Below are 5,559 nucleotides of genomic sequence, written 5' to 3'. Positions count from 1 at the left end.
CGAGCGCGGTGGCGAGCCTGCGCTCGGTCGCGGCGGCCCGACGGCCGAGGGCACCCGGCAGGCCGAGCGTCACCCGGCTCATGTCGCCGGACGAGGTGGCGACCAGGGCGAGGCCGTCGACCCGCTCGTCGACGAGCGTGGGATGCCGCTCGGCCAGTGCCATGAGCGTCATCCCGCCCATCGAGTGACCGGCGAGCACCAGCCTCCCGTCCGGGACCAGCTCCGCGAGCACGTCGGCGAGGTCGTCGGCCAGCCGGTCGATCGTCGCCGTCCCGGGCCCGGCCGCCTCCGAGGCGCCGTGCCCGCGCAGGTCGTAACGCACCCGGCGCACACCCGAGGGCAGCTCGTCGACGACCCGGTCCCACGTCCGGTGGTCCTGCGTCCAGCCGTGCACCAGCACCACCGTCACCGCCGCGTCCGGTGCCCCGCTGACCTCGGCGTGCAGCGCGGCGCCGTCGGAGGTGACCACCCGGTACGACCGTGCCGCGTTCTCCGGCCGCCCGCTCAGCGGTCGGCCGCTCTCCTGCCGCCCGCTCACCGGCCGGCCACCAGGAACGCGCGCCGCCAGAACGGCATCCCCACCGATCCGACCAGGCCGTTCGCGTCCAGGAACCCCATGATGCGCTCCCCCGCGTAGCGGATGGTCCCGTGGTAGTGCGGATTCGCCATCGCGGCCCGGTAGCCGTCGCGGGGCCGGATCCCGACGGCCTTGTAGACGTGCGGATTGATCAGGCTCTGGACGACCTCGTGCGAGATCACCGCGAGCAGCCACTGCTGGTACTTCAGCTCCGGCCCGGAGAGCCGGGCCACCCCGCGCGTGACCTCCTCGCGGGCGAAGGTGACGTGCCGGGCCTCCTCCAGCACGTGGATCCGGTTGACCATCCGCACGAGCGGCTGGACCTCCGGATCGTTCATCTGCTCGCGCTGCAACCGGTCGAGGATCTCCTCGGCCACGAGGATCGCCCCGTACATCGCGGGGCCGTAGCTGATCAGGGGCAGCAGCTTGGCCAGGCGGCGGCGCCACGGCAGCGGCCCGTACGGCGGACAGCCGATGCGCTCGGTCATCCGGGCGAACATCGTGGAGTGTCGGCACTCGTCGGCGATCTCGGTGAGCGCGTACTGCGCGAACCCACTGGTCGGGTCGGCCTTGTAGATCTCTCTGAGCAGCATCTGCATCAGCAGGATCTCGAACCACAGACCGTTCGTGGCGATGCTGGCGATCTCGTGCTTGCCCAGCTCGATGCGCTGTTCGGGGCTGAGCCGCTGCCACAGGGCGGTGCCGTACAGACTGCTGCGGTGCTCCGGGAGGTATCGCTTGCCCTCGACGAGCGGAGCGTCCCAGTCGATGTCGATCTCCGGGTCGTAGGACTTTCTCGCGGACGAGTTCAGCAACCGGTGCGCGGTCCTCTCCCGCCGGTCGCGCCCGGGGGCGGCATGCCCGCCCTCCGTGGCCGGTCCGCCCTCCGACTCCGCAGGCGCGCGCGTCATCGCGGCCACCGCCTTCCCCTGGTTCATGTAACTTCCGGTAACAGTTACCTCTGGTAGCATGAAGACCATGGTCGACCGTGTCAACCGCGGTGGCGGGTCCACCGCGCGCTCCGGAGCCACGACGGCGGGGGACGCGCGCCGGGACCGCTGGCGCAAGCACCGCATCGCCCGGCGGGCGGAGTTCGTGGAGGCCGCCCTGCGGGCGCTCGACGCACACGGGCCCGAGATGGGGATGGAGGACGTGGCGGCCGAGGCCGGTGTCACCAAGCCGGTGCTCTACCGGCACTTCGAGGACAAGGCGGACCTCTACCTCGCGCTCGGCCAGCGCGGCACCGAGATCCTGTTCGAACGCCTCATCCCCGCGATCAACTCGGAACTGGCGCCCGTCCCGCTGATCCGGACCGCGCTGAACGCCTTCTTCTCCGTGATCGAGGAGCACCCGAACCTCTACCGGCTGCTCGCGCGCAAGTCGTTCGCCGACCGTCCGGTCGACGCGGACGTGGTCGCCGAGGACAAGCAGGTCATCGCCACCGCGCTGACCGCGCTGCTGGGGGACTACATGCGGATGCTGAACATGGACTCCGGCGCGGCGGAGCCGTGGGCACACGGGATCGTCGGCATGGTCCAGAACACCGGCGAGTGGTGGCTGGACAAGCGGACGATGAGCCGGGACAGCGTCGTCGAGTACCTGACCCGGATCATCTGGGCCGCCATCGACGGCCTCGTCCGGCAGCACGGGCAGGTGCTCGATCCGGACAAGCCGCTCGACGCGAACAAGGTCGTCCACCTGCGACCGACGACGGACACGGGAACGGGAGAGCCCTCATGAGCGGACACACCGAGACCACACCCGGACACGACGACCACGACGGCTACGCGGGCCCGGCCACGCTGGTGCTCGGGGACACGGAACTGGACGTCGAGATTCAGCTGCGCGGCCACTTCCAGCCGATCGATGGCCGATACCACTGGTACGGCCGGATCCGGCCCGACCACAGGCTGTCCGAGGCCGCCGGGGGAAAGAAGCGGACGGTCGAGATCCACACCCCGGACGGCCGCGCGTCCGGTGAGATCTCCGACCCGGACCCGTGGGACCGCTACCGCATCGCGGGCACCAGCACGCCCCCGTTCCGGGTGCCCACGACGCTGGACGCCCCGGAAACCCCGGCACAGGCCTGAGCCGCGCCGTGCGGTTCCGGAAGGGTGGCCAACCAGCGTTTCGTCGCCCTCGCGGAAGGACGTGTCCCCGCGACGTCGTCCGACATCGTTCCGGTGACCCGGTCGACCCCGGCGGCGCCGGGGCCGACCTCCGGGTTCAGGAGTCGACGGCGAAGCCGACGCGACGGACGTCCGACGGCGCGATCTCCACGTAGGCGATGCGGTCGGCGGGCACCAGGTACCGGCGGCCCTTCTCGTCCGTGATCCGGAAGAGGCCGTCGTCGGCGTTCAGCGCCTCGGACACGAGCTTGTCCACCTCGTCGGGCGACTGGCCGCTCGCGACGACCAGCTCCCGGGGGGTGTCCTTGACGCCGATCTTGACCTCCACCTGTGACCTCCGCGGGTGTTGGTTTGGTGCGTTGTCCGTTCCAGGCTAGCCGAGACCGAGGCTCTTCATCCGCTTGGTGTGCCGCTGCTGCAACCGGCGGAGCAACGCCGCGATCCCGGAGAGGTCACCCGACCCGGCGACGATGAGCTCGGCGAGGCCGTCCCGCTCGGCCACGATGTACTGGGCCTGCGTGAGTGCCTCGCCCAGCAGTCTGCGACTCCACAGGGCGAGCCGGTCGCGCAGCGGGGCGTCCGACTCGATCGCCGCGGCGACCTCCTGCTGGGCGAACTCCGAGTACCCGGTGTCGGCGAGCACCGTCACGACCAGATCCCGGGTGCGCTCGTCCAGCACCTCGGCGAGCTCGCGGTACAGATCCGCGGCGAGATTGTCCACCACGTAGGCCTTCACCAGCGATTCCAGCCAGGACCGCGGTGCGGTGGACGACTGGAAGGCGTCGACGTGCCCGATGAACGGGTTCATGGCCTCGGTGACCGGGACCCCGTGCTCGGCGAGATACCGTTCGAGCAGGCCGTAGTGGCCGATCTCGGCGGCGGCCATCGACGCCAGTGCGGCGTGCCCGTGCAGCGTCGGCGCCGAGCGCGCGTCCTCGGCCAGGCGGTCGAACGCCGACAGCTCGCCGTAGGCGAGCACCCCCAGCAGGTCCACGACCCCGGTGGCGATCTCCGGTTGTGCGTCACTCACGGCGCCCACCGTAGTTGAGCGGAAATGGAGACCAACAACACGCCGGAGCCCCGGCCTGTCCCGGCCGGATCGGGCGCGACACCCGTTACACTGCCCGTCAGTGGTGAAGTTGCCCTCGTGTAGTACGAGCTCCCTGCGTGACGCGAGACGGCGCGTGCGCCCCGCCGGGGTTGCCGCCCCTCCGTCGCACTTCACCCCCGACCGACAATGTGCGTGCACGCCTCCGGCGGCGTCCCACCCCGTTTCGTGTGACACACCGCGAAGCGAAACGCTTCGGCGTGGTGGTCGAGTGTCGCGAAGTCACCAGGCTGTGCGCGCTGGTATGAGAGAGGCGATCCGACATCGACCCGAACAACGACATCGACGCGAACAACGACACCGACCCGAACAACGACACCGACCCGAACACGATCACTGAGCAGCCCACCCCGGACGCGGGCGCCGAGGGCGACGACGACAACGTCGCCGACGGGGCGCACCCGCTGGTGGCCGGCGCCCCGGTGCGGTCGGACGACAACCCCACCTTCGCCGAGCTCGGGGTGCACGAGGACATCGTCCGCGCGCTGAAGGACACCGGCATCGAGCGCACCTTCGCCATCCAGTCGCTGACCCTGCCGCTCGCGCTGGCGGGCGACGACGTGATCGGCCAGGCCCGCACCGGGATGGGCAAGACCCTCGGTTTCGGCGTGCCGCTGCTGCAGCGCCTGTCGCTGCCCGGGGACGGCACCCCGCAGGCACTGGTCGTGGTGCCGACCCGCGAGTTGTGCGTGCAGGTCGCCAAGGACCTCACCGAGGCCGGTGCTCATCTGGGTGTGCGCACCGCCTCCATCTACGGCGGGCGCCCGTACGAGACCCAGATCGAGACCCTGCAGCAGGGCGTGGACGTCGTCATCGGCACGCCCGGCAGGTTGCTGGACCTCGCCGAACAGCAGCGGCTGGTGCTGGGCAAGGTCGGCACCCTGGTGCTCGACGAGGCCGACGAGATGCTCGACCTGGGCTTCCTGCCCGACATCGAGCGCATCCTGCGGATGGTCCCGGAGAAGCGGCAGACCATGCTCTTCTCGGCCACCATGCCCGGGCCGATCATCAATCTGGCCCGCACCTTCCTGCAGCAGCCGACCCACATCCGCGCCGAGGAGAACGACGAGGGTGCGATCCACGAGCGCACCCGGCAGTTCGTCTACCGCTCGCACTCGCTGGACAAGCCGGAACTGGTCGCCAAGGTGCTGCAGGCCGAGGGCCGCGGCCTGACGATGATCTTCACGCGGACCAAGCGCACGGCGCAGAAGGTCGCCGACGATCTCGCCGAGCGCGGCTTCGCCGCCGCCGCCGTCCACGGGGACCTGGGCCAGGGCGCCCGGGAGCAGGCACTGCGGGCGTTCCGGTCCGGCAAGATCGACGTTCTCGTGGCCACCGACGTGGCCGCCCGGGGCATCGACGTCGAGGACGTCACCCACGTCGTCAACTATCAGACGCCGGACGACCAGAAGACCTACGTGCACCGCATCGGGCGCACCGGGCGGGCGGGCAAGACCGGCGTGGCCCTCACCCTGGTCGACTGGGACGAGATCCCCCGCTGGAAACTGATCTCCGACGAACTCGGACTCGGCGTCGACGAGCCGGTGGAGACGTACTCGACGTCGAAGCACCTGTTCGCCGACCTCGACATTCCGGAGAACGCCGCGAGCAGGCTCCCGCTGGCCAAGCGCACCCGCGCGGGGCTGTCCGCAGAGACCGAGGAGGACTTCGGCGACCGCCGCAACCGCTCCAAGGGCTCGAACCGCTCCAACGGCTCCGGCCGCTCCGGGGGCTCCGGCCGTTCC

7 protein-coding genes are annotated in these 5,559 nt (G+C 70.7%); 3 read left to right on the top strand and 4 right to left on the bottom strand.

Translation table 11 applies throughout. From position 1 onward, the window contains the following. Positions 1-508 (bottom strand): alpha/beta fold hydrolase (locus SACHA_RS20880; protein ID WP_157601626.1); only part of this gene is annotated, 508 nt, incomplete at its 3' end. A gap of 26 nt (positions 509-534) precedes the next feature. Then, a complete protein-coding gene (locus SACHA_RS0107650) occupies positions 535-1,515 on the bottom strand; it encodes an AurF N-oxygenase family protein (RefSeq protein WP_019808507.1) in 981 nt (326 codons plus the stop codon). A gap of 31 nt (positions 1,516-1,546) precedes the next feature. Here SACHA_RS0107650 and SACHA_RS0107645 point away from each other — a divergent pair, with 31 nt between their 5' ends. Both SACHA_RS0107645 and SACHA_RS0107640 read left to right on the top strand, forming a co-directional pair. Then, positions 1,547-2,317, top strand: a complete 771-nt coding sequence (locus SACHA_RS0107645; RefSeq protein WP_019808505.1) for a TetR/AcrR family transcriptional regulator — start codon at positions 1,547-1,549, stop codon at positions 2,315-2,317. Beyond that, positions 2,314-2,667, top strand: a complete 354-nt coding sequence (locus SACHA_RS0107640) for a DUF4873 domain-containing protein (RefSeq protein ID WP_019808503.1) — start codon at positions 2,314-2,316, stop codon at positions 2,665-2,667. Before SACHA_RS0107645 ends, SACHA_RS0107640 begins: the two co-directional genes overlap by 4 nt. A 136-nt stretch (positions 2,668-2,803) precedes the next feature. On the opposite strand, the gene SACHA_RS0107635 is transcribed toward SACHA_RS0107640, so the two are convergent. Together SACHA_RS0107635 and SACHA_RS0107630 are read right to left on the bottom strand one after the other, a co-directional pair. Further along, complete coding sequence (locus SACHA_RS0107635; RefSeq protein WP_019808501.1) at positions 2,804-3,034, bottom strand: DUF3107 domain-containing protein; 231 nt, start codon at positions 3,032-3,034, stop codon at positions 2,804-2,806. A 45-nt stretch (positions 3,035-3,079) separates the two neighbouring features. Then, positions 3,080-3,736 carry a ferritin-like fold-containing protein gene (locus SACHA_RS0107630; protein ID WP_019808499.1) on the bottom strand — a complete coding sequence of 219 codons (657 nt, stop codon included), beginning with the start codon at positions 3,734-3,736 and terminating at the stop codon, positions 3,080-3,082. Between the two features lie 482 nt (positions 3,737-4,218). Between SACHA_RS0107630 and SACHA_RS20875 the strand changes: the two genes are divergently transcribed. Next, the coding region (locus SACHA_RS20875; protein ID WP_083935800.1) for a DEAD/DEAH box helicase at positions 4,219-5,559 on the top strand (1,341 nt) is incomplete at its 3' end.

The sequence above is a fragment of the Saccharomonospora halophila 8 genome, assembly GCF_000383775.1.
GTDB classification, from domain to species: Bacteria; Actinomycetota; Actinomycetes; order Mycobacteriales; family Pseudonocardiaceae; genus Saccharomonospora; species Saccharomonospora halophila.
Note: the sequence above shows the minus strand (reverse complement) of the source record. Positions and strands in the feature narration are given on the sequence as shown.

Excerpts from the sequence above, each read along its gene's own strand:
- SACHA_RS0107650 (WP_019808507.1), bottom strand. The coding sequence starts at position 1,515 with ATGAACCAGGGGAAGGCGGTGGCCGCGATGACGCGCGCGCCTGCGGAG.
- SACHA_RS0107645 (WP_019808505.1), top strand. The coding sequence starts at position 1,547 with ATGAAGACCATGGTCGACCGTGTCAACCGCGGTGGCGGGTCCACCGCG.
- SACHA_RS0107640 (WP_019808503.1), top strand. The coding sequence starts at position 2,314 with ATGAGCGGACACACCGAGACCACACCCGGACACGACGACCACGACGGC.